The organism is Pontibacter populi, assembly GCF_019336435.1.
Taxonomy (GTDB): domain Bacteria; phylum Bacteroidota; class Bacteroidia; order Cytophagales; family Hymenobacteraceae; genus Pontibacter; species Pontibacter humidus.
The window spans coordinates 202,688-226,079 of sequence record NZ_JAHWXQ010000005.1; the positions used below are offsets into that span (position 1 = coordinate 202,688).

General features: G+C 43.8%; 17 protein-coding genes. 11 read left to right on the top strand and 6 right to left on the bottom strand.

What is annotated here, in order from left to right; translation table 11 throughout:
• Positions 1-34: 34 nt before the first annotated feature.
• The 9 genes from KYK27_RS16240 to KYK27_RS16280 all read left to right on the top strand — a co-directional run bounded on the left by KYK27_RS16240 (position 35) and on the right by KYK27_RS16280 (position 10,291).
• A complete protein-coding gene (locus tag KYK27_RS16240) occupies positions 35-2,440 on the top strand; it encodes a heavy metal translocating P-type ATPase (RefSeq protein WP_199111360.1) in 2,406 nt (801 codons plus the stop codon).
• Between the two features lie 134 nt (positions 2,441-2,574).
• Positions 2,575-2,778 carry a cbb3-type cytochrome oxidase assembly protein CcoS gene (gene ccoS, locus KYK27_RS16245; protein ID WP_199111361.1) on the top strand — a complete coding sequence of 68 codons (204 nt, stop codon included), beginning with the start codon at positions 2,575-2,577 and terminating at the stop codon, positions 2,776-2,778.
• A 238-nt stretch (positions 2,779-3,016) separates the two neighbouring features.
• Positions 3,017-5,209 carry a cytochrome-c oxidase, cbb3-type subunit I gene (ccoN, locus tag KYK27_RS16250; RefSeq protein WP_233150488.1) on the top strand — a complete coding sequence of 731 codons (2,193 nt, stop codon included), beginning with the start codon at positions 3,017-3,019 and terminating at the stop codon, positions 5,207-5,209.
• A gap of 90 nt (positions 5,210-5,299) precedes the next feature.
• On the top strand, positions 5,300-5,494 hold the full coding sequence (locus KYK27_RS16255) for a hypothetical protein (RefSeq protein ID WP_199111362.1): 195 nt from the start codon (positions 5,300-5,302) through the stop codon (positions 5,492-5,494).
• A complete protein-coding gene (locus KYK27_RS16260) occupies positions 5,491-6,696 on the top strand; it encodes a c-type cytochrome (protein ID WP_199111363.1) in 1,206 nt (401 codons plus the stop codon). The genes KYK27_RS16255 and KYK27_RS16260 overlap by 4 nt, the downstream gene beginning before the upstream one ends.
• 265 nt (positions 6,697-6,961) lie before the next feature.
• Positions 6,962-8,365 carry a cytochrome c oxidase accessory protein CcoG gene (gene ccoG, locus KYK27_RS16265; protein WP_199111364.1) on the top strand — a complete coding sequence of 468 codons (1,404 nt, stop codon included), beginning with the start codon at positions 6,962-6,964 and terminating at the stop codon, positions 8,363-8,365.
• 20 nt (positions 8,366-8,385) lie between these two features.
• On the top strand, positions 8,386-8,856 hold the full coding sequence (locus KYK27_RS16270; protein WP_199111365.1) for a FixH family protein: 471 nt from the start codon (positions 8,386-8,388) through the stop codon (positions 8,854-8,856).
• 2 nt (positions 8,857-8,858) lie between these two features.
• Positions 8,859-9,590, top strand: coding sequence for a sulfite exporter TauE/SafE family protein (locus tag KYK27_RS16275; protein WP_199111366.1), 732 nt, complete (start codon positions 8,859-8,861; stop codon positions 9,588-9,590).
• Positions 9,591-9,925: 335 nt separating this feature from the next.
• Positions 9,926-10,291 (top strand): Crp/Fnr family transcriptional regulator, encoded by a 366-nt coding sequence (locus KYK27_RS16280; RefSeq protein WP_199111367.1) that lies wholly within the window; start codon positions 9,926-9,928, stop codon positions 10,289-10,291.
• A gap of 128 nt (positions 10,292-10,419) precedes the next feature.
• Here KYK27_RS16280 and KYK27_RS16285 read toward each other — a convergent pair whose 3' ends face one another.
• The 4 genes from KYK27_RS16285 to KYK27_RS16300 form a co-directional block, all read right to left on the bottom strand.
• Entirely contained in the window at positions 10,420-14,721 is a 4,302-nt protein-coding gene (locus KYK27_RS16285; protein ID WP_199111368.1) for a PAS domain-containing hybrid sensor histidine kinase/response regulator, read from the bottom strand.
• A gap of 259 nt (positions 14,722-14,980) precedes the next feature.
• Positions 14,981-16,339 (bottom strand): sigma-54-dependent transcriptional regulator, encoded by a 1,359-nt coding sequence (locus tag KYK27_RS16290; RefSeq protein ID WP_199111369.1) that lies wholly within the window; start codon positions 16,337-16,339, stop codon positions 14,981-14,983.
• Positions 16,340-16,560: 221 nt separating this feature from the next.
• Positions 16,561-17,394 carry a DUF1206 domain-containing protein gene (locus KYK27_RS16295; RefSeq protein ID WP_199111370.1) on the bottom strand — a complete coding sequence of 278 codons (834 nt, stop codon included), beginning with the start codon at positions 17,392-17,394 and terminating at the stop codon, positions 16,561-16,563.
• 55 nt (positions 17,395-17,449) lie between these two features.
• On the bottom strand, positions 17,450-18,739 hold the full coding sequence (locus KYK27_RS16300) for an acetyl-CoA hydrolase/transferase family protein (RefSeq protein ID WP_199111371.1): 1,290 nt from the start codon (positions 18,737-18,739) through the stop codon (positions 17,450-17,452).
• A gap of 195 nt (positions 18,740-18,934) precedes the next feature.
• On the opposite strand from KYK27_RS16300, the gene KYK27_RS16305 reads away from it, so the two are divergent.
• Positions 18,935-19,519: a DUF4136 domain-containing protein gene (locus tag KYK27_RS16305; RefSeq protein ID WP_199111372.1), complete on the top strand. Its 585-nt coding sequence runs from the start codon at positions 18,935-18,937 to the stop codon at positions 19,517-19,519.
• 24 nt (positions 19,520-19,543) lie between these two features.
• Here the strand turns inward: KYK27_RS16305 and KYK27_RS16310 are convergent, their stop codons facing one another.
• Positions 19,544-21,538 (bottom strand): cation:proton antiporter, encoded by a 1,995-nt coding sequence (locus KYK27_RS16310; RefSeq protein WP_199111373.1) that lies wholly within the window; start codon positions 21,536-21,538, stop codon positions 19,544-19,546.
• 78 nt (positions 21,539-21,616) lie between these two features.
• Positions 21,617-22,291, bottom strand: a complete 675-nt coding sequence (locus tag KYK27_RS16315) for an HD domain-containing protein (protein WP_233150489.1) — start codon at positions 22,289-22,291, stop codon at positions 21,617-21,619.
• Between the two features lie 105 nt (positions 22,292-22,396).
• Here KYK27_RS16315 and KYK27_RS16320 point away from each other — a divergent pair, with 105 nt between their 5' ends.
• The gene (locus KYK27_RS16320) at positions 22,397-23,287 is read left to right on the top strand and encodes a DUF481 domain-containing protein (protein WP_199111374.1); all 891 of its coding nucleotides are present in this window, start codon (positions 22,397-22,399) and stop codon (positions 23,285-23,287) included.
• Positions 23,288-23,392: the final 105 nt, after the last annotated feature.

The window sequence follows — 23,392 nt, forward strand, 5'->3', positions numbered from 1 at the left end:
TACCTTTGCAAAAGACCATAAAAAGAAAATTGAGATGGAAGCCGCACTCCAAACCAATGTTCAGACATGCTACCATTGCGGAGATTCCTGCGTGGATGAGCTGATACTAGCAGACGAAAAAGCATTTTGCTGCACGGGCTGCAAGAACGTTTACGAACTTTTAGAAGAGAACAATCTCTGTAGCTACTATAACCTGGAGGAAAATCCGGGTATTACGGGCAAAAAGCCTGTCATAGAAAGCCGGTTTGCTTACCTGGACGATGCCGGTGTAGAAGCCCAGCTGATCAGCTTCAAAGATGATAACATCTGTAAGATCACGTTTTACACACCGCAGATGCACTGTAGTTCGTGTATCTGGCTGCTCGAAAACCTTTTCAAGTTAAATTCTGGCGTCTCGGAATCTACTGTTAATTTCCTGCGCAAAGAAGTTTCCCTTACTTACTTCCATCAGAAAGTATCCCTGCGCGAAGTGGTAACCCTTCTTTCCCGCATTGGCTATGAGCCGGAAATTACGCTGGCTGATACCGATGGAAAGAAAACGATCAAACCAAGCCGCACGATCATCTATAAGCTGGGTATTGCAGGTTTTAGCTTTGGTAACGTTATGCTGCTTGCTTTCCCGGATTACCTTGCCTTTACGGAAGGACTGCAACGCACTTTTGGTTCTTTCTTTGGCTACCTGAGTTTTTTACTGGCTATACCGGTGTTCTTTTACAGTGCGCGTGGTTTCTTCACATCTGCCTGGGAAGGTATCAGGCAGCGTATGGTAAACATCGACCTGCCTATAGCCACAGGCCTACTGGCCTTGTTCTTTACCAGCATTTACCAGGTAGTTACAGGCACAGGTCCAGGCTATTTCGACTCGTTTACCGGCCTTGTGTTCTTTATGCTGATCGGTAAATATTTCCAGCAGAAGACATACGATACGCTTTCTTTCGACAGGGATTACACTTCTTATTTCCCGGTTTCTGTAACAGTACTTAAAGAGAATGGCGACGAGGAAGCAGTTGCTGTACGCAACCTGACAGTGGGTGACCGCATCCGCATCCGTAACCAGGAGCTTATTCCTGCCGATGCTATTTTGCTGCGTGGCACAGCCCTGATCGACTATAGTTTTGTGAGCGGTGAATCGGAGCCGGTTGAGAAAGTAATGGGAGAGGTGATCTATGCCGGCGGCCGACAGGTTGGCGAAAGCATAGAACTGGAAGTAGTGAAGGAAGTATCCCAAGGGTACCTGACTCAGCTCTGGAACGACAGTTTTTTCTCGAAAGAAGAGAATACAAGTGTAAATACCTATGCCAACATTGCCGGTAAATGGTTTATTATAGTTACGATGCTGGTTGCTGCCGGCTCACTCATCTACTGGGTTCCCCGCGACATGGAAATGGCCATGCGTGCCTTTACTTCGGTCCTGATCATTGCCTGCCCTTGTGCGCTTTCGCTGGCTACACCATTTGTGCACGGCCACACGCTACGTGTTTTCGGCAGAAACAAGTTTTACCTCAAGAATACAGCTGTAGTTGAAACGCTGGCTAAAATAGATGCGGTTGTTTTTGATAAGACAGGTACGCTTACGGAGCCTAGCGCAGCAGAACTGAACTATACCGGCAAAGCGCTTACAGCGGAGCAGGAGCAAACTATAAAATCAGTATTAAGCCACTCCACACACCCGCTAAGCCAGCGCATTTTCCAGAGTTTGAACGGCGAAACTATAGCTGTCGAAAACTTCCAGGAGTTTGCTGGTAAAGGACTAGTTGGAGAGATTAACGGAAGTATAGTTCGAATCGGATCTGCTTCATACATAGGTGTTAAAGCAGATGCAGTTAAAGATACACTTAAAACGACTGTTTACGTTTCCTTTGATGGAGTTATTCTGGGATACTATACCTTCTTCAACGTTTATCGCCAGGGACTGAAGGATATCCTGAATGATCTGAAAGATAAAAAGCTGGCGGTACTATCCGGAGACAATGACCACGAGGAAGCGCGTCTTAAAGAACTGCTGGGCAAAGAGGCAGAACTCAACTTTAACCAAAGCCCGGTTCAGAAACTGGAATACATACAGCAACTGAAAAAACAGCAGCACCAGGTAATGATGGTGGGTGATGGATTGAACGATGCCGGAGCGCTGCGTCAAAGTGACGCGGGTATAGCGCTGACAAACAGCATTACCAACTTCTCGCCATCCTGCGACGCCATTCTGGATGCAACTGCTTTCGAGAAGCTAAGCAAGTTCCTGAAATTCTCTAAAACAACCATGACACTGATCCTGCTGACCTTCGCGGTGTCGCTGGTCTATAACGTGATTGGCCTTACCATGGCGGTAATGGGACTGTTTACCCCGATCGTTTCTGCAATCCTGATGCCGATCAGTACACTCAGTGTGATGACTTTTGCAACACTCTCAGTAAAGTTCGCTGCCAGAAGAGCAGGTTTATAATGAATAATGAATAGTGAGGAATGACTAATGTTTAATAAGTGAATAAGAGTGAGCGAAAGATATTACTCTTTATTCATTACTAATTAATCATTGTGTCACTCTCTTACTCCCAAACTCTTTAACTCTTAACTACTATGTATATCATCTTTTTAATGATCGCAGTGAGTGTAACAGTGGCTACAGCGTTTCTGCTGGCGTTTTTATGGGCAGTTCGCTCCGGCCAGTACGACGACGACTATACCCCAGCTGTGCGCATGCTCTTCGATAACGAGGTAACTACTAAAAGCAACAAAAAAACTAAGGAAGAGCAAAGCATAGAAAAGAGCCTTCAGTCATAAAGCTATAGTTAAGAGTTAGTTACATGTAGTATAGTTGAGCTTAAACTATAAATCAGCTCATTCTTAAACTCCTGAACTCAAACCCCATTAACTATAGTGGCTGATATCTATCACCAACTGAAATGACATTAATCATCTTTTCCTGACGTATGGCTGCGGAAATTTGTACCCATAGTTCAATGCCGAAAACATCAAATCAAACACATACAACACTTAAACAAAATGGAGGACACCGCACATGTCAACTAATGTAGCTGAAGTCTTAGAAAATGCGCCCGATAAGCTGAAGCCGAAAGGCAGAGGTACGGGAGAAACCGAAACGTTCTTTTATGATAATAAGATCGTACGGGATTTTGGTATAGCCACTGTATTCTGGGGTATTGCCGGTATGCTGATAGGGGTGATCATCGCCTTCCAGCTGGCAAACCCGGACATGAACATGGGTACACAGTATACCACTTTTGGCCGTGTAAGACCCTTGCACACCAACGCTGTTATATTCGCTTTCGTGGGTAATGCCATCTTTATGGGGGTTTATTACTCGCTGCAGCGCCTTTGCAAAACCAGGATGTATTCTGATCTTCTCAGCAAGATCAACTTCTGGGGCTGGCAGTTAATTATAGTTGCTGCAGTTATCACACTTCCGCTGGGTATGACATCCTCTAAAGAGTATGCTGAGCTGGAGTGGCCGATTGATATTGCAATTACACTAATATGGGTTGTTTTTGGCTGGAACATGTTTGGTACCCTTGCCAGACGCCGCGAGAAACACATGTACGTGGCTATCTGGTTCTACATCGCTACGTTCCTGACAGTTGCTGTACTTCACATCGTGAACTCATACGCAATGCCGGTTAACCTTTTCAAGAGTTATTCTGGTTATGCAGGTGTGCAGGATGCGCTGGTACAGTGGTGGTATGGCCACAACGCGGTTGCATTCTTCCTGACAACGCCGTTCCTGGGCCTGATGTACTACTTCCTGCCTAAAGCTGCGAATCGTCCGGTTTACTCTTACAGATTATCTATTATCCACTTCTGGTCGCTGATATTTATCTATATCTGGGCTGGTCCGCACCACTTGCTTTACACTTCATTACCTGACTGGGCTCAGTCGCTGGGTGTTGTGTTCTCGGTAATGCTGCTTGCTCCGAGCTGGGGTGGTATGATCAACGGTTTGCTTACACTGCGTGGCGCCTGGGATAAAGTTCGCGAAGAGCCTATCCTGAAGTTTATGGTGGTGGCTATTACAGCATACGGTATGGCTACGTTCGAAGGCCCTATGCTTTCTTTAAAGAACGTGAACGCTATTGCTCACTTTACTGACTGGATAGTAGCACACGTACACGTGGGAGCACTTGGCTGGAATGGCTTCCTGACATTTGCCATGCTGTACTGGTTGTTCCCACGCCTTTACAAAACAGAACTTTTCTCTAAGAAGATGGCAAATGCCCACTTCTGGTTAGGTACGCTTGGTATTCTTTTCTATGCCATTCCAATGTACTGGGCAGGTTTCACACAAGGTTTAATGTGGAAACAATTCACTGCAGAAGGTACGCTACAGTATTCTAACTTCCTGGAAACAGTTCTTCAGATCGTGCCGATGTATTACCTGCGTGGTATAGGTGGTATCTTCTATCTGAGCGGTGTATTCCTGATGATGTACAACCTGTACAAAACTGCCAAGTCAGGCAAGCTGGAAGCGAACGAAAGATCAGAAGCTCCTATAGTTGTGCAGTCTGCATCCAGTAACGCTGGTCACTGGCACTCATGGATCGAGAAGCGTCCGACTCAAATGGCTATCTGGGCTACAGTTGCGATCCTTATCGGTGGACTGGTAGAGTTTATCCCGGCATTTGTTATCAAGTCAAACGTGCCAACTATAGCCAGCGTGAAACCTTACACTTCGCTGGAGTTACAGGGCCGTGACTTATATATCAAAGAAGGTTGCGTTAACTGCCACACCCAGATGGTTCGTCCATTCCGTTCTGAAACAGAGCGTTACGGGGAGTATTCTAAAGCAGGTGAATTCGTGTATGATCACAACTTCCTGTGGGGCTCTAAGCGTACCGGTCCGGATCTTCACAGAGTGGGGGGCAAGTATCCGCACAGCTGGCACTATCACCATATGATGGATCCAACCTCTATGTCGCCGGGCTCTATTATGCCAGCATACCCATGGTTGTTTGAGCAGGAGATAGACCAGAGCACAACCGAGGATAAACTCAGAGTACTTAAAACACTTGGGGTTCCTTACGAAGATGACTATATCGCTAACTCCAACGAAGAGTTAATGAAGCAGGCAAAAGGCATCTCAGCTGACCTGGCAAAAGAAGGTATTGAAGTGAAGCCAGAGAAAGAGATTGTTGCTTTGATCGCTTACCTGCAGCGCCTGGGTACTGATATTAAGGTGAAAACGGAAGAAGTAGAATAATTAACCTGACAAAAGACTACATGACAAAGGACAAAAGAGATATCTGGATGTCCTTTGTCACAAAGTTAAGGAGTCAAAAATTCTAAAGAAATGTATAAGAACGTATTGCAAGCCATAGACGGCATCGAAATATACCCGCTTATCTCGTTCAGCATCTTTTTTGTGTTCTTTCTGGGCCTTATAGTTTATGTTGCCCTGATGGACAAGAACTATGCACAGACCATGAGCAACATAGCGTGCGACGATGAAAACGAAGACACTACTTTTGAAGGAGTAAGACAATGATCGCTTTAAAGAAATTGATCAAGAACAGCAGTCTGGCGCTGGTAGCCGGGTTACTGTTGATGGGCAGCACAGCACAGGCGCAGGATGCAGTTGCAGGCAAGGCCATTTTTGAAGGTAACTGTACAGCCTGCCACAGCTTGGATGCGGACGTAGTTGGTCCGGCTCTAAAAGATGTGCATAAGCGCCGGGGAGATGAATGGCTGACTAAGTTTATCAAGAATTCGCAGGAACTGGTGCAGGCAGGAGATAAAGACGCCGTAGCAGTTTACGAGAAGTTTAATAAAGTGCCGATGCCAGCTTTTGGCACCTCACTTTCTGACGACGATGTAGCAAACGTAATTGCTTTTATTAAAGCCGAGAGCGAGAAGCCAGCTGAAGTAGTAGCCGAAGCACCAGCCACACCGGCAACAGATGCCGGCGCTACAGCCACTGCTGCTGAAGCGGAGGTTGCTTTTATGGATCTTCCACCGGTGTTACTTTTCACATTCGCACTGGCGGCAGTCATTATCCTGTTAACTATACTGGTGCTGGTAATGATGTTCCGACTGTTCGTGCCGATGCTAGGCGACTCGATTTATGATGAAGATTTCAGGTCTTCGTTTGCAGGAAGAGTGCTGTTTTTAGTGCGCGGCGATGCTACATTGGTTACTGGTAAGGCTAAGAACGAGATACATTCAAACCATGACTTTGACGGTATCCAGGAATACGACAACGATCTACCGCCCTGGTGGAAAGCTATGTTCTATGTGTCTATAGTTTTCGCAATAGGATATATGCTGCACTTCCACGTGTTTAAAACAGGCGCACTCCAGACCGAAGAGTATGAAATGGAGATGGAAGAAGCTGCCCTGATCGCGTCTAAGAATGTAGACGACCCGAATGCAGTGACCAACTATGAGGTACTGACAGAAGCCGCAGCTTTGGAATCCGGAAAGGCATTATTTAACACAAACTGCGCGGCCTGCCACGGCCAGGAAGGACAAGGAACAGTAGGACCTAACCTGACAGATGAATACTGGCTGCACGGTGGTGATGTAAATGCCATCTTTAAAACTGTAAAATATGGTGTGCCGGCTAAAGGGATGGTTCCTTGGCAGGGCAAGCTTACAAAAGATCAGATGCTGGAAGTTTCCAGCTATATCCTGAGCTTGCAGGGAACAAACCCAGCCGGTGCGAAAGAACCGCAGGGTGAAAAGATGTAAATATTGATTTGAAAACGAGAAGCAGAAAGTCGCAGGCACATTAATTATAGTGTAGGCGGCTTTTTGTTTTTGTACCTGCTTTCAATCTTTAGCAAAAACAAACAGCTATAGTTGATTTCAATCACCAGGGTTTATGATTTAAGTCATCATTTAGAAGCCCTTGTTTTCAGAATTTTGTGAAAGCAGATTTTACAGATCTCTAACAACAGACTCTTTTTATTTATACTAACAGGCAGGACTAATCTCCGCACAAATTACCACTGCCATGGCAACTAAAGCAAAACCGACCGACGAGTTTCGGGACCACATCTCGACTGTAGATGAACAGGGAAAACGTATCTGGGTGTATCCCAGAAAGCCGAAAGGCAAACTATATAATTACCGCAAGTATGTTAGCTACCTGTTGCTGGCACTTTTATTTGCTGGTCCTTTCATAAAAATAAACGGCTTGCCGCTTCTCATGCTTAACGTGGTGGAGCGTAAGTTTGTAATATTCGGCGTTCTTTTCTGGCCGCAGGATTTCTTTATACTGGTACTGGCTTTCCTGGCGCTAGTGGTTTTTATTATTCTGTTTACGGTTGTATATGGCCGCATTTTCTGTGGCTGGGTCTGCCCGCAAACAATCTTCCTGGAAATGGTTTTCCGTAGGATAGAATATGCCATAGAAGGAGACTTTACAAAGCAGAAGGCACTTAATAAAATGCCTTGGAACACAGAGAAAATCCTAAAGAAAGGCGCTAAAACTGCCATTTTCTTGCTGATCTCATTTGTAATATCCAACCTGTTCCTGGCTTATGTTATAGGAGTAGATGAGTTGCAGAAAGTAATTACCGAGGGACCTATAAACCACATGGTTGGCTTTGGCACTTTGCTCGCTTTTACAGGAGTCTTTTACTGGGTGTTTGCTTCTTTCCGTGAGCAGGTTTGTACTATAGTTTGCCCTTATGGCCGCTTACAGGGCGTGATGCAGGATAAGAAAACCCTGGTAGTGGCTTATGATTATGGCCGTGGCGAACCACGCGGTAAATTAAGAAAAGGGCAGGAGCGTACCGAAGGCGACTGTATTGACTGTAACCAGTGCGTGCAGGTTTGCCCGACGGGTATCGATATCCGTAACGGGGCACAGCAGCTGGAATGCATTAACTGCACTGCCTGTATAGATGCCTGTAACGATATTATGCGCATGATCGATAAGCCAGAAGGCTTGATCCGCTATGAATCGGAGGAGGCAATAGAGACAGGTAAAAAGTGGACATTCTTTACGAATCGTGTCATGGGGTATACTACCATCCTGGTTATTCTGATGACTGCACTTACTACTTTACTCTTAACCCGCGACGAAGCAGAGGCAACTATACTGCGCACGCCGGGCCAATTATATCAGAAAACGGAGCAGGGGCATATTAAGAACCTGTACAACATCTCTGTCATCAACAAAACCAACCATGACATGCCGCTTACTTTAAAGCTGCTGGATAAAAATGGTGCAATAGACATTGTTGGCAGCAAACTGGTTCTGCCTGCGCAAGGCATTGCCGAAGGAGTTTTCTTCGCAGAAATAGCAAAAGAAGACCTGACTGGCATGAATTCAGAAATTGAGATCGGTGTGTATCATGGCGATGAGCTAATCACCACAACCGAAACCAAGTTCCTGGGACCGGCTAATTAATTGTAAAAGGAGACATCAAAATGAAAAATACAGATAAAAATAAAAGCTTTACCCTCTGGCCATATGCCATTGTAGTTTGTATGATCTTGTTTATGAGCTACATCGCTATGTTTGTTTACAAAGCCATGAACCAGGATGTAGACCTTGTTAGCAAAGATTATTACGAGCAGGAGATCAAATTCCAGGACCAGATAGAAAAGGTAAGACGCACGCAGGCGCTCGGCGATGTTATGCTGAACTATAGCGCTGACGATAAAACAATTTTATTGCAGATGCCCGCTACTTATAAAGAGAAAAATCTGACGGGTACCATTACACTTTTCCGTCCGTCGAATGATAAGCTTGACGAGCAGTTACCACTGCAACTTGGCCGTGATCAGAGTCAGTTACTGGATGCCAAAGACCTTGACAGCGGTATCTGGAAAGTTCGGGTGAACTTCAGCGACGGTGAAGAGACATATTATTCAGAAAAAACCATACAAATAAAATAGCCATGATCTGGGCAGGTTTTATTTTCGGAATTGTAGGTAGTTTCCATTGTGTAGGGATGTGCGGCCCGATAGCGATGGCGCTACCCTTTGTCGGGAGTTCCGGCTGGCGATATTATGCCGGCCGGCTCCTGTACAATAGTGGTCGTATAGTTACGTATGCTCTGCTAGGAGCTCTGGCTGGCGCATTTGGCGAGTCGTTGCAGATGGCAGGTTTACAGCAAACCGTATCTATCGTTTCCGGTATCCTTATTTTATTGCTGCTCGTACTTCCTGCCGCCATAAAAGGCAAATCTGCCAGTATACTAGGTACTGATAAACTTATGAGCTGGGTAAGGCGGAAACTGGGCTATTATTTCCAGCAGAATTCGCTGAGTGCCTTGTTTATGGTTGGCCTGTTAAATGGATTGCTGCCTTGCGGTTTTGTGTATATTGCCTTAGCCGGGGCGATCAGCGCACCTGGCGTTACCGGAGCTATGCTTTACATGGCCTTGTTTGGCCTCGGCACTTTTCCATTAATGTTTCTGGTATCTTTATCTGGCAAACTGATAAGCCTGAAAGTGCGAGGTATGTTTAACCGTGCCGTACCCTATATCGGTATGACGCTGGCCATCCTTTTTATAGTTCGCGGTTTAGGCTTAGGCATCCCGTATCTGAGCCCGAAAGTAGTTGAAACAGCTACACATAAAACCGAGATGAGCTGCTGTACCAAGCCTGTAGCAGCCACTACCAACTAAAAAGTAAACAGATTACTCCTCAGTCGCGTCCTCCAAACTATAGTTTCTAAACTGACATAAGTCATTACTGCCGGTGACGTTACTCAGTGCATGGCTTATGCATCCCTTGTACCTTTATCATATAATAATTGGTTAATTACAGGAATAAAGATTAGCTGCCAGGCGGTATACAGTTTTAAACTACTCTACAGCAAGCTAAATAGCCCACTTGGTCAGTAAATTCGAAGCAGACATAGAATAAAGTTGATTCAAAAACTATAGTTGTTGCTGCTCCATTTTTATTTTTGTACAGGCAAAGCCAATTGTTTTCGCACATACTTAACTAAGCTGTATATATGTTGTTCAGGAAGATGATAGAGGAGGGGCAGGTTAAAGGTAACCTTAAAAAGGTATCTTCTGATACTTGCTTGTTTAAATCAGGGAACCCCAACAAGGAGCTTTATTATCTGATAAAAGGAAGTGCGCAGGTTACTCCTGTAGGGGGCGCTCCCAGAAAAGTGCAGGCCGGAACCCTGTTGGGTTTGCCAGATCTGATGCAGGATAACTATAGCCAAACAGCGGTTGCCACGGAAGCGGCCGAAGTTCTATGTATCTCTAAAGATGAATTGCAACACATGTTACAGCAAGATGCTGCGCTACGCCTCTACCTGATCCAGCAAATGAGCAGACATGTAATGCTCACCTCAGCCTCTTATGAATGATTGCCAATAAGCTATACAAAGCACAAAGCCGCTGAGATTTCAGCGGCTTTGTGTTTGGTGCAATGCTCATTTTTTCAAACTATAGCCTGCAATTGCCAGTCCGGTATACGGAACTATAGTTACGGGGCTTAGATAATCTCTTTGGTTATTTCCTTAATAATGAGCGTTATATGATCTTCCACAAAGGCGATATGCGCAGACACCTGCTTTAAGTTGATTTGCTTTCTAGCATCCTGTTCAATTTGTCTTACGACAGGCCGTAACTGCTCGATGCGCAATGTATCAACTGTTGATTTTAATTTATGAGCGGCTGCACTAACACCCTCCCAGTTCTGTTGCTGTTCACAGTCCTTTAGTTCTGTTACTGTTTCAGGCACCGTTTCTATAAAAAGCTGTATGGTTCTGTTAATGAATGCCTGATTCCCACGGGCCATTTTGTGCAGTGTTTGCAGATCATAAAGTGGCTGTTCAACTATAGCTGGGACTATTTTTTTAGTAATAGCTCTTAATGGTCTTTTCTTAACTTTATGAGGAACCAGCGCAAAAATCTTTAGATACAATGCCTCGTCCTGAAACGGTTTGGAAATATAATCATTCATGCCAACAGCCAGGTATTTCTCCGCATCACCTTTAAAAGCATTGGCTGTAAGTGCTATTATGGGCACATTGGCTATAGTTATGTCTGCGTTAGTCCGTATTTTCAATGTTGCATCAATACCGCTCATTTCAGGCATTTGGATGTCCATTAAAATAACATCATACCTGTTTTTCAAGGCCATTTCAACCGCCCTTCTACCATTTTGAGCCACATCTATTTTAAAGTTCCAACCCTCCAGAATAGACTGTGCCAGAAAGACGTTGATCTCGTTATCTTCTGCAATTAAAACGTGCAGTGGCTCCAGGCTATCAAAGTCAACTTCGAAGTTGGTGTTTTCGGTCTGCTGCGTTTCAGTTGCCTTAGCGTAGGTAAGCTTAAATTTAAAGATACTTCCTTTGCCTTCTTCACTAGATAACCAGATGCTGCCTCCCTGCATTTCTACCAGGTTTTTGCAGATACTTAGCCCAAGCCCTGAGCCACCATATTTACGGGTTATGCTGGAGTAGGCTTGTGTAAAACCATCAAAAATGATCTCATGTTTTTCAGCTGGTATACCAATCCCTGTGTCCGCAACTTCAACTTCCAATGTCAGCTCTTCTGAATTCTCGCTGATGAGTTCGCACTTAAGGGTGACGCTGCCTTCGTCAGTAAATTTAATGGCGTTGTTTAGTAGGTTCAGCAAAACCTGGTTTAACCGGTAAGGGTCCCCGACAACAAGTGGATATTGCTCCTGCTGGCAGTCTAAACTATAGGCGATCTCTTTTTCTTCTGCTTTATAGATCAGCGTCTGGAATGCACTCCGGATAGAATCACCCAGGTTAAACGGGATTTGCTCCAGTTCCAGTTTACCAGCTTCAATTTTAGCAACATCCAGAATATCGTTTATAACAACCAGCAGATTCTCCGCAGATTGTTTTATGATCTTCAGATAGTTGTTTTGGGCATCGTCGAGGTTTGTTTTCTGCATAAGCCCGGCCATACCCAGAATACCGTTCATCGGCGTCCGGATTTCGTGGCTCATGTTGGCCAGAAAATTTTCTTTAACTTTTGCAGATTCTTCAGCAGCTTCTTTGGCTCGCTTAAGCTCCTGTTCGGTTTGCAGGCGGTCTGTAATATCCTGTGCCAGGCCAATTATATAAGCTGGCACATCCGGCTCTTCGGCTTTATAGTTCTGGTAATACAGGAAGCGCTCCTGGTTATCTTTGTTTAAGATACAAAGGACTCCTTCTACAAAGTTTGAGTCCTGGAATTTATCTATATAGCTTGAAAAATTCTTCCGGTGTTTTGCCGGAAAGAAGGAGGTGAGCTGTTGGCCAACCATCTCTTCCTCTTTGTAGCCCAGCATGTTTAAAAGATATGGGTTTGCAGACAGAATAGTGCCGTCCATATCGTGTGCGCAAATAAACGCCTGGCTATAGGTTATAAGGTCACGGTACTTCCGCTCACTGCGTTTGAGGGCTTCAGCATTTACGCGGCGCAGGCTAATATCACGTGCCGAAGATTGGATCTTTAAAATATTGCCTTCGGCATCAAGTAATGGTTTAAGGTTTGTCTCAACCCATAGAATACTCCCGTCTTTACGAACCAGCCTGTGCTCAACGTTTGTATTTACTTTTTTGGCCTGCACATTCCTGAAGCTGATATGCAGCTGCTGATAATCATCAGGGTGAATTAGTAGCTTAGGCATGTGCCCGATAACCTCTGAAGCAGTATAGCCCAGCATCTCTTCCACAGCTTTTGAGATAAAGATGTAGCGTCCATCTAACTCATGCAGGCTAATCACATCTTTTGAGTTTTCAGATAGCAGGCGGTATAGTTCTTCGCTTTCCTCGAGCTGTTTTGTAGCCTTGCGCTGCGCGGTTATATCCGTAGAAATACCGAGTACATGCAACTGGCCATCGCTGGTAACAAGCGGTCGTTTTATAGTTTTAAACCATACATCGCTTCCATCCCGCCTGGTAAAGCGCTCTTCTACTATAATTTCGCGATTTTCAGCTATTACTATGCGGTCATCCTTTTCAAAGTGGTCTCTATCAGCTGGTTTAGGGAAAAGTTGCGCGCTATCTTTTTCCAGTAAATCCTTTAAAGGTAATTCAAAGAGATCAGCAACACCTTTGTTAGCTAACTTAAATCTGCTTTCACCATCCTTAACATAAATCAGGCTTGGACTGGAGTCCATTACAAGCCTGATAAAATCATTCTGCTCTTTGGCGGCCAGGGCTGCCTTACGCTCTTCGGTGGTATCACGAATAATTGCCAGTACCTGTTCAGAGTTATACTTAATTATCCTGCCCTCATAATAGTGCAGGCCATCTTTCAGATCCAGTTCATATTCGGTACGTTCCGGGTGGCCGGTTTTGATGACCTTTTTAATGAGGAAAAGAATCTGTTTATGAACCGATTCGGGTAGGAGGGTGTGGATGTGCGAGCCAATTACGCTTTCTTTCGGCACAAGTAAATGTTCCTGCTCCACATTTTTCATGTCCTGGTAAATACCGTCCTTATCTATAATAAACATAAGGTCAGGTATTACCGCCAGAATAGCCCTGTTCTTCTCTTCGCTCTTTATTATTTTTTCCTGTGCAGTTTTAAGATCGGTAATATTCAGACCGTGCCCAATGATCATTTTCAAATCTCCGCTCTGGTCTACTACCGGGTTCAGCTTGCGGATATGGTAAGAAGTGTCACCCTTGGGTGTGGTCATCTGCTCTTCAAAAGAAACATACTCTTTACTGGACCGGGCAAGTTCTAAATTAAAACTTCTTGTTTTTATACGCTCCGGCGGGACATTTCTGTAGGTACAGTATTCTTCATTGGTTTTACCTACTATCCATTTACGCAATGTCGGGTCAGAGACTGCTACAGGGTTTACAAAAAGGTATTGGAGTTGATTATTATAAACCGCTATATCCGACGGTATATGGTTCAGGATACCTTCATAGAATTCTTTTTGCTCCAGCAGTGCTTTAGTTTGCTCCCGTAGCTGCGTTACGTCCTGGGCTGAGCCTATAACTTTCGTTACCTGGCCGTCATCTTTGCGCTTAAAGACACTTTCCCGGCAATACAGGTTTTTCTTTTCACCATTTTTAGACAATACCACGTACTCCACTTCCCGCACTTCGCCATCCTGCGCCTGTAGCATGCCATAGGTATGTGCATACATTTTTGACAACTCTTCAGGCACCAACAACGACATAAACACATGCCCGTGCATAGAGGCTATGTCCTGCTGATTATAGCCCAGTACAGATTCAATGTGATCGTTCAGGTAAACAAAGCGATCCTGCTCAAGATCGTAGACATATATTATATTGGGGATTGTATGGGTGATGTTGCGGACAAAGTACTGACTTTCTTCGAGTGCCAGTTCTGCTTCGCGCCGCTCTGTAATGTCGTTCAGATATATGTTTGCATACTCCTTGCTTTTAAGAGGAACTATAAACAGAAGAAAGTGCTTGCCCAGCAGATGCGATTGCAGGGTTACAGGTTTACCTGCTTTAAGGGCAATATTAACTTTACTGACAAATAAACGATTCAGGGCTGGTATGCGCCTTTCATCTATAGTTTGCAGAAAGTGGAAACCGGCAGCATTAGCGTAATAGATTTTACCCTGGTCATTTACACGAAGAATCGGGTCGGGATATTCTTCCTCCAGTTCGTATTTTTGCTGTGCTGCGGTAAATGCTTTGTTATCTTCGGCTGATGCAAGTTTTAGTTTTAAATTATTAAGCGCTGCTAAATTTTTCTCAGCTATCTCTTCAGCCGCCTGCCGTGCCTTACGTTCTTTCTCTAACAACCCGAGCAGCGTAGCTACGTCGTTTACACCTTCCATCTAAAAATATTTGCCTGCAAGTTACGGATTTCCAACAGCTTATTATTATGTTTATTAAGATTGGCTTTAATTAAATTTAGTAGCTTATCCTGCTGTTGGTTCAAAATTTAATTGTTGATTTAAAGCCTACTGTTATAGTTTTGGACCGGTAAATTAATTATTTAAAGTTAGTGCTATTAGATGGTAATATGCATTTTTAACTATAGGTAATATTAATATAATTCTATTGTTGGCTTGTGAAATGATTCCTGTTTATAGTTTATTTTACTTTCAGTTCGTTGCTCTGTATCATGCGGTATATGGTGGATTTCCCGATGTCAAGTTTATCCGCTACCAACAGTACGTTGTAGTCATTCTTGTCCAGAAAGTATTGAATGATGCGGGTCGTATAAACTTTAAGCGACTGTTCTTTTGCCAGGAAATCCTTGTTTGAATTACTGACTGCCAGGTTGATGTCCTGATCCTGTATCTCTTCATCATCAGAGAGCACCATGGCTAGTTCAACTATAGCTTTTAACTCGCGCACGTTACCCGGGTAGGTATAGGAAAGTATTTTTTCCTGTGCTTTTGCAGACAGGCTTTTCCGCGGTATGTTGTTCTCTTTGGCAAAATCATCCATAAAATGGCGGGCCAATATCAAAATGTCTGTACCTCGATCACGCAGAGGCGGTAAGAGCACTGGCAAACCAAGCAGGCGGTAATACAGGTCTTCACGGAAGGTCCCATTACTTACTTCCTCTGCCAGGTTTTTGTGAGTTGCAACTATAATCCTGACATCTACCGGAACAACAGCATTGCCACCAACCCGGGTTATTTCTTTCTCCTGAAGTACGCGCAGTAATTTAGCCTGCAGGCTAATGTCAAGCTCACCGATCTCATCTAGAAAAATGGTGCCTTTATTTGCCTCCTCAAACCTACCAATGCGCCGTGCTGATGCTCCTGTAAATGCCCCTTTTTCATGCCCGAACAATTCACTTTCGATGAGCTCTTTCGGGATTGCAGCAACGTTTACGGCAACATACGGGTATTTTTTCCGGATACCATTATAGTGAATAGCTTTAGCTACCAATTCCTTACCGGTACCTGTTTCCCCGTTTATAGATACTGTTATATTGGTTTTAGTAGCCTTGTCCATCAGCGAAAACACTCTTTTGATGGCTTCGCTGTTGCCGATGATTACTTTACTGAAATCATATTTCTGGCCGATCTCTTCGCGCAGGTTACTTATTTCTTTACGGAGCGAAAGGTTTTCGCGAACCTTATTGATCGTATTCCAAAGCTTATCGGCAGTCTCTTCGTCTTTTACAATGTAGTCGTATGCCCCTTGTTTAAGCAAGGCTACCGCAGTGGCCACATCTTCCTGACCTGAGATTATGATTACCTGTATATCCGGGTTTAGCTCTTTCACCTTGGCCAGCACCTCGCCGCCATTTTTGTCGGGTAGTGAATAATCTACAGTAACTACATCAGGGTTCTCGTGTAAACTGGCAAAAAAGTCTTTTGCAGAGTGAAATTTCTTGATTTCATAGTCGGGGTTCAGAGAAAGATGATATTCCAGCAACTCGCTGTACCACACATCATCATCCAGAATGAAGATTTTAAAAGGGGTGTTCTTCATGTATTGCTCAGATACAGGTATACATCATCGTCAAATATACTATACAGATCGTTCTGCAAAAAAATAATTTGTTACCTGTATGGCGTTGCGTGTATACTTTATTAGTGATTTTAAGTGGCGTTAAGTAAAAGGATTATAGTCTGACTGATGCCAATTCTGCACATCAGCCAGACTATAAATGGGTAACAGTATAACGGTGTTATGGTTTAAAACTTATACTATCAGCTTACATTAATAACCTGATACCTTGCACGCATGAACATGAAAACTCCATAAAAGATCAGGCCAATGGCAACAGCGCCCAGCAGGTAAGAACCGTACGAGGAGTTCTCCAGAAACTGAAACGCACTGCCGCTGCCTCCGGCTTCATTCGGATTTGCATTCATAGCAGCTTTCAGGAACAAGTAAGCAATTATGAGCCACACGATGCCACGGGCAATATACCCGATCTTTCCAGCTCTGATCATCATCGCTTCTGCCTCATGTTTTAATCCGGAACCCTGAACTTTCTTTTTGTATTTGTCTGAAATGGCCAGGTAGATCTGGTGAAAGCCTGCAATGGCTGTACCCACAGCAACTATACCCACCAGCCACTGGCCAAACGGTTGTTGCAAAAGCTCACGGGCTAGTGACTGTCGGGAGTCTCCGTTACTGCCGCCACCATTGCCGAGTACAAGCTGTGCTGCATAGAAAGCTAACGCCCCATACACCACTCCACTGAAAGCGTAACGTATCCTAACACCAATACCTTTGGCATTATCGCCTTTATTTTCGGTGTCTTTAAATGCCTGAATAATGCGCCAAATGGTATAGCATAGAAGGCCAAGGGCTATAATAGCCAGTAAAATCCAGCCATAAGACTGTTCCAATATAAACTGGAAAACTCCGGATTTGTCGGAACCCTGCTCTGATTTTCCTCCGATCTCAAACGCCGCCATAAAAGCAAGAATACCTACCAGGCAATAAACCACTCCTTTTGCTGTAAGCCCGAACCTGGCCATGTTTTTAACCCAGGCCGGCGGGGGAGTAGGAACGTGTTGTGCTATATCAATCATATATATAGTTGTTTGTTTATAGCATACACGTAAGCCTCGCTTTTATGTTTAGCCGTTACATGTTTTTAAAACGAATCAGGGCTTCCTGCATTAACCTTTCTCTGTGATCCGGATGTGCAATATCTATTAGTGCTTTTGCTCGCTGACGCAGGTTTTTACCATACAGATAAGCCACGCCATATTCGGTAACTACATAATGCACGTGGGCTCTTGTGGTAACCACACCACCGCCAGGATTAAGGAAAGGTGTAATGCGCGATACTCCTCTGTGTGTAACTGATGGCAACGCGATAATTGGCTTTCCACCTTTAGACAAAGCAGCACCGCGAATAAAGTCCATTTGACCGCCAACGCCAGAGAACTGGTAAGTACCGATGGAGTCAGATACTACCTGGCCGGTGAGGTCTATTTCGATGGCGCTGTTAATAGCTGTAACATTATTGTTTGATTTAATAACGGTTACATCATTCACGAAATCTGTGCTGTGCATGGTAATCAGCGGATTGTCATCCACATAGTCGTAGAGGGCGCGGTTACCTGCTATAAAGGCAGTAGCAATTCGTCCGCGGAGCACTTTTTTATGCTCGTTCGTGATTACCCCGCTTTCAATAAGAGGCAACACCCCATTGGAAAACATTTCGGTATGTATGCCAAGGCCTTTGTGGTTCGTAAGGCTTTGCAATACAGCATCAGGTATAGCACCAATACCCATTTGTAACGTTGCTCTATCTTCTACAAGTTCGGCCACGTTCTGACCTATTTTTCTTTCAACCTCCGTGATGCGGGAACTATAGTCAACTTCCGGAAGCGCTTCGTTTACTTCTACCAGGGCATGAAACCTACGGATATGGATAAGCGCATCGCCGTGTGTTCGAGGCATCTGCGGGTTTACCTGCGCAATTACATACTTAGCATTGATTACGGCCTCTCGGGCAATATCTACCGATACGCCTAATGAACAGTAGCCATGCCTGTCTGGTGGAGATACGTGAACGATAGCTACATCAAGGGGCATAATACCTAGCCTGAATAATTGCGGAATCTCGCTCAGGAAAATTGGTACATAATCACCACGTCCGCTGTTTACGGCATCGCGTACGTTAGCCGACACAAACAGGGAGTTGATGTAAAAGGAGTCTGCATATTTCTCTTCGGCGCAGGGCATCTCGCCAAAAGTGCTTATACTTACCAGTTCCACATTACGGAGTTCGTCGGCACGCTCAACCAATTTTCGGATCATGTATTGCGGGGTTGCTGCGCTGCCATGTAAAAAAACTCTGTCGCCGGATTTAATTACTGATAATGCTTCTTCTGCGGAGGTATAAGTTGGTGTAGTAGGGGCCATGTCTCTTTTTGATTTAAACTAACTATACTTTATAGCTGCGTTTGTGGTTTTAAATATGACTGCAAGCTACCCCCGCCTTCCTGTTTTTAAAATGATAATCGTCACCAATCCGTTTTGATTGCTAAATTGCCAACCAAATACGCGTGCAAAACTTATAATACAGTTATCCGCGTACTAGTCTAAAACTATAAACCTATGAAAAATCATTTCCCCCTGCTGTTTTTGTGCCTGTTGTTACTGAGTGGCTGTGTAGCTAGTTCGGTATCGAGCAGACCGAATAGTGTCGCTGCTACTGGTGTGAAAACGCTGAACTTTAAAACGTACGCCTGGTTTCAGGATCAACCTGCTGCGCCTATTGCTTACGGAGAAAGGTATACCGGTAGCCTGAATAAACATATCAGACAAGCGGTAGAAGAGGAGTTACAAAAAAAAGGTTTTACAAAAGCAACGGGTGCCAATCCGGATATTTTAGTGGCTTATGATGTAAGCGTATCGGTGCCGGTAGAGAAAGACATCGATACCAACTATATAAAAGGGTTTGGCTATAGTTATGCTTATATGTCCGGTTATAGGTATAATTATGGGAATGAGGAGTTACCAGGTTATCGCGCCGTTGACCTTTACAAAAGCGGGACCCTGATCATAGATCTGGTAAATCCGAAAACAAATGAGCTAATGTGGCGTGGCTGGAAAGAAGGTGCTATCTCAAATTTTAAAGCTGGCTATAGTTCGGTTCGCAGCGAAGTAGAAAAAGTATTGGAGCCACTGCAGAAGCGTTAATTTAGTATTGAATACCTTATGGGATCAGACTAGTTTCAGCGCGTTTTCGAAATTGTAAACATCGTCAGGTAAACCTACCACATACACTACATCGCCTTGCTGTAATGTTGTATGACCATTGATATCCAGTATCGTCTGCGCTTGGCGCTTAATGGCAACTATAGTTATGTTAAATCTGACACGCAGGTTCGCTTTTTCTAATGGTTGGTCAACTATAGTTTCATCTGCTGTATAAATACGTAAGCTGGCAACTTCTATATCAGGTAATTCCGAACTCAGGTTGTGTATGTTGCTCCCCGTAGACTGCATGCTACGCAGCATGTCATAATTATCAGAGCGTATCTGGCGCGTAAATATTTCTATATCGTCTTGCGGGAGCAGGTATTTATTAAGTACTCTGGTAAATATTTCGATGGATGTTTCGAATTCTTCAGGTATCACCTCGTTTGCACCAAGACTATAGTTATCCTGCATTTCCTCTACAAAACGGGTACGAACGATGACATGCACTTTTTTGCTGATTTCTCTGATTGCGGCAATAATTCGTTTGGTTGAGTCCGGGTCTGAAATGGCAACGACAGCTACCCGCGCTTTATGTATGTTAACATGGGCTAAAATGTTCCCATGAACGGCATCCCCGAAAAGTATATGCTCTCCGTTTTCTCTTTCTCTTCTTACGGTTACAGCGTTCATCTCTACTATAGTATAGGGTATGTGTGCGTAACGAGCAGCTTTGGCGACGTTTCGGCCGTTTATGCCGTACCCGATAATCACAATGTGATCCTCCATTTCAGGTACTTCCTCAAGGCCTGCCTGATTTGCAGAAATAACCGGCTTCGGTTCAGAATTGCCTGTCAGCTTTTTACTGATAAAATTAGCTATCTGATGTGAGTACTGTACCGCAAAAGGGGTGAGGGCCATGCTAAGCAACGACACAGACAGAAAATATTGGTAAGTAACAGGAGTAAGCAGGCCGTAGGAAATACCAGATTTAGAAAGTATGAACGCAAACTCACCTACCTGAAATAAAGCAATCCCGGCCATAATAGCAGTGCGTATAGGGTATTGCAGGAGTCTGGCAGCCAACGTTGCTACAATCGTATTTACCAGAAAGGTGCCAATTGTTAGCAGGATTACAACAGGCAAATGCTCCAGCAAAAATTCGATGTCAAGCAACATGCCGATGGAGACAAAAAAGAAACTGGTGAAAATCTCACGGAAAGGTAAAACGTTGCTGGTTGCCTGGTGACTGTATTCTGATTCGGAGATAATAAGACCTGCCATAAACGCACCAAGCGCCAGCGAAAGCCCTAACATAGAGGTAAACCACGCTACCATAAAGCAGATAGCAACTATAGACAGGATGAAAAGTTCTTTGCTCCTTGTACGGACAACAGAATAAAGTAACCTTGGCACCAGATAGCGGGCGCTAAGAAGTACCACCACTATAACCAGCGCACCTTTCAGCAACATCAGCAGCAACTTAAGGCCAATATTTTCTACTTCGCCCGTCAGTAGCGGGGTAAGCAGCATCATAGGAACCACTATAATATCCTGAAAAATAAGAATACCAAGTACTACTTTTCCGTGTGGGCTGTTTATTTCACCTTTATCCTGTAATAGCTTCAGAACTATAGCTGTACTGCTCAGAGCAATAAGAAAGCCGATAAAAATAGACTGTCCTAAACTATAGTTGAACAGCTGCATTACTGCCGCTGCCAGGAATATTGATCCAAAGACCTGCATCGCTCCGCCTAAGAGTATGGTTCGTTTTATTAACGCCAGCTTTTTCAGCGAGAACTCCATACCAATGATAAACAGCAGCATAATGACACCGATCTCAGCCAGCATCTCAATGTTATGAATATTCTGAACAAGGCTCAGGCCATGCGGACCGGCAATTACACCGGTAATTAAAAAGCCAAGAATGGTGGGTAGTTTAAATCGCTGAAACAGCAGGATTACAACCACGGCCAATCCGAGTATGATCACTACATCATCAAGTAAAGGCATCTCCATAGTTTAAACAAAGTTATGTGGTTGTTTATAGTGTAACTGGGTGATTATAAGTACAATAGTGGTGCTTGTGTATGGGTTTTATTTAAGACCTTTCCATTCTGAAAAAAATTGCTCCAGGTAAGTTTCCATGTATGCATGCCGTTGTTGGGCCATCCTTTTAGCAGTTTGGGTATGCATACGGTCTTTAAGTAATAATAGCTTTTCGTAAAAGTGATTTATAGTTGGGGCGGTGCTGTTTTTGTAAGCTTCAAAACTGTCGTGCATTTCAGGAGTGATAGTTGGATTATACATTTCCCGGTTCTTGTGGCCACCATAAGCAAAGGTACGTGCAATGCCAATAGCGCCTATGGCATCCAGTCGGTCAGCATCCTGCACTATACGTCCTTCTATAGTTTGCATCTCTGATGTAGTTCCTGCTCCTTTAAATGATAACTCCTTAATTATAGTTGTGATATGATGTATGACTTCATCTTGTACTTGTAGTTGTTTAAGCCATTCGGCGGCCATGCGCGGTCCTACCGTTTCATCTCCGTTATGGAATTTATGATCTCCGATGTCATGTAAAAGTGCTGCGAGTTCAACTATAAAAAGGTCGGCATTTTCGGAGGCAGCTATCGTTTTAGCATTGTTCCAAACCCGTAAAATATGCCACCAGTCATGGCCCGATCCTTCGCCGGAAAGCAATTCCTGAACATGTGCTGCTGTTTTGTCTATTATTTCCTGTTGTAAATGCATCGATTTAGAATTTTCCAAAACTGCCGATTTATAGTTTAACCTACAAGTGCAAAACTATAGTTGTGTATTCGTTTCACGAAGATTGGTTTTGGTGATTTCTGAAATATGCAGTAGACTTGGAACATGTTTACAAGTAGTCCGCATTCAAACAAATTATATTTAGCAAGTCTTATTGTTCAGAAAACCGGCAAAACTGCCGCTCTTATTTTAGTTGTTATTTTCTTCTTATCCATGCTGAGTGCAACAGAAGTAAATGCGCAGATACTCAATATTGAACGAGCCCGAATTGATCGCGATTCCATCAACTATATTACTGGTAAGGCTGGGTTCAATTTCTCCATGTTCAACCGAAATGCCGGTAAAAATAACCCGAACAATTTTCTGCAATTAACATTTAACAGCGATGTGGCCTATATTTCGGCCAAACACAGCTATTTGCTCCTTAATTATTATAATTACCTGTTAGTAAACTATGATAGCAGGGAACAGCGTAACACTGTTGCAAGTAACGGTTATGCCCATTTTCGTGTAAATCTACAGCGGCGAAAGCGCTTGTCTTATGAGTTATTTGCCCAGGCCCAGGCAGACAGAGCGCGCGGACTTGAAGTGAGAGGCCTGGCAGGAGCTGGACTACGATATGCAATTCTCCGGGAAGAAAAAGCTAACTTATATATTGGTTCAGGTTTGATGCAAGAATATGAAAAGTGGGAATCACCGGAAGAGGGTGAAGGTATATTAACATCCAACTTGCCTAAGTTAACAAACTATATCAGCAACAAATCGGTATTCAACAGTCATGTTTCAACAGAAGCCATAGTTTATTACCAAACCGGATACGATGATAAAATTAATGCTTTTAGAAACCGTTTGAGCGGGGACGCCAACCTTTTATTTAAGCTAAATAATACGCTTTCTTTTAGAACTGGCTTTAACTGTACCTTTGAAGACAAACCTATAGTTCCGGTTACACGCTTCGTTTATGCAATTACAAATGGAATCCAAGTTAATTTTTAATGCTGCTATTATATTTAAATATGGATAGCATAATTAAAAGAGATTTTTTAGTAATTTCACAAACTGTAATTTAACCTGTTATCTTGCGTTAAATGCATTTCTGTT

Excerpts from the sequence above, each read along its gene's own strand:
- KYK27_RS16240 (WP_199111360.1), top strand. The coding sequence starts at position 35 with ATGGAAGCCGCACTCCAAACCAATGTTCAGACATGCTACCATTGCGGA.
- ccoS (WP_199111361.1), top strand. The coding sequence starts at position 2,575 with ATGTATATCATCTTTTTAATGATCGCAGTGAGTGTAACAGTGGCTACA.
- ccoN (WP_233150488.1), top strand. The coding sequence starts at position 3,017 with ATGTCAACTAATGTAGCTGAAGTCTTAGAAAATGCGCCCGATAAGCTG.
- KYK27_RS16255 (WP_199111362.1), top strand. The coding sequence starts at position 5,300 with ATGTATAAGAACGTATTGCAAGCCATAGACGGCATCGAAATATACCCG.
- KYK27_RS16260 (WP_199111363.1), top strand. The coding sequence starts at position 5,491 with ATGATCGCTTTAAAGAAATTGATCAAGAACAGCAGTCTGGCGCTGGTA.
- ccoG (WP_199111364.1), top strand. The coding sequence starts at position 6,962 with ATGGCAACTAAAGCAAAACCGACCGACGAGTTTCGGGACCACATCTCG.
- KYK27_RS16270 (WP_199111365.1), top strand. The coding sequence starts at position 8,386 with ATGAAAAATACAGATAAAAATAAAAGCTTTACCCTCTGGCCATATGCC.
- KYK27_RS16275 (WP_199111366.1), top strand. The coding sequence starts at position 8,859 with ATGATCTGGGCAGGTTTTATTTTCGGAATTGTAGGTAGTTTCCATTGT.
- KYK27_RS16280 (WP_199111367.1), top strand. The coding sequence starts at position 9,926 with ATGTTGTTCAGGAAGATGATAGAGGAGGGGCAGGTTAAAGGTAACCTT.
- KYK27_RS16285 (WP_199111368.1), bottom strand. The coding sequence starts at position 14,721 with ATGGAAGGTGTAAACGACGTAGCTACGCTGCTCGGGTTGTTAGAGAAA.
- KYK27_RS16290 (WP_199111369.1), bottom strand. The coding sequence starts at position 16,339 with ATGAAGAACACCCCTTTTAAAATCTTCATTCTGGATGATGATGTGTGG.
- KYK27_RS16295 (WP_199111370.1), bottom strand. The coding sequence starts at position 17,394 with ATGATTGATATAGCACAACACGTTCCTACTCCCCCGCCGGCCTGGGTT.
- KYK27_RS16300 (WP_199111371.1), bottom strand. The coding sequence starts at position 18,739 with ATGGCCCCTACTACACCAACTTATACCTCCGCAGAAGAAGCATTATCA.
- KYK27_RS16305 (WP_199111372.1), top strand. The coding sequence starts at position 18,935 with ATGAAAAATCATTTCCCCCTGCTGTTTTTGTGCCTGTTGTTACTGAGT.
- KYK27_RS16310 (WP_199111373.1), bottom strand. The coding sequence starts at position 21,538 with ATGGAGATGCCTTTACTTGATGATGTAGTGATCATACTCGGATTGGCC.
- KYK27_RS16320 (WP_199111374.1), top strand. The coding sequence starts at position 22,397 with ATGTTTACAAGTAGTCCGCATTCAAACAAATTATATTTAGCAAGTCTT.